This window comes from thiotrophic endosymbiont of Bathymodiolus puteoserpentis (Logatchev) (genome assembly GCF_900127505.1).
Lineage (GTDB): Bacteria > Pseudomonadota > Gammaproteobacteria > PS1 > Pseudothioglobaceae > Thiodubiliella.
The window spans coordinates 122531-123055 of the sequence record NZ_UEXF01000069.1 but is presented as its reverse complement, the minus strand read 5'-3'; the positions used below and the strand labels follow the sequence as shown (position 1 = coordinate 123055).

The 525-nt window shown below is 38.5% G+C and carries 1 pseudogene; it reads left to right on the top strand.

Annotation, left to right across the window (positions count from 1 at the left end):
* Nucleotides 1–302 precede the first annotated feature (302 nt).
* Nucleotides 303–525 (top strand): annotated as a pseudogene (locus BHECKSOX2_RS08470) (DDE-type integrase/transposase/recombinase); the annotation flags it as partial.

Sequence of the window (525 nt, the reverse complement as noted above, 5' to 3'; positions counted from 1 at the left end):
AGGAGTGGTTAGCAAAAAAGCTAAAAAGCTTGGGCTCATCTAACCGCAAACAGTTAGTTGATCTCAAGCCTTCCCTATTGCACGCCTCATATTCTTTGTTGTCCAGTTCCACCACGTTATTCCAGTTTGAGCATTTGAATCAATAATTCTTAAGCCACTTACAATCGTCATTTTAAGGGTTTGAGTTTTTGCTTGCAAAAAGCTAAAAAATAAAAACTCAAACCCTTAAACTTCCCCCCCTAAATTAGGGTGGTAGTTGCCGTAACATATTAACTTTTTTTCTACTACAAAAAGGAGAATATATGAAACAGAACTACCACATGAATGCGAATACTAATGCACATTCAAGAGCGATTATACACGGGGCTAAGGCTTCGAATACTACCTTAGCACACCGCTTTGGTGTTAGCACTAAAACCATTGCCAAATGGAAGAGTCGTGATTTTGTTAAAGACAAAACCTCAAGACCAAAGACAATACACTACGCTTTAAATGAGACCGAGCGTGAGATTATTCGAGTAGTAC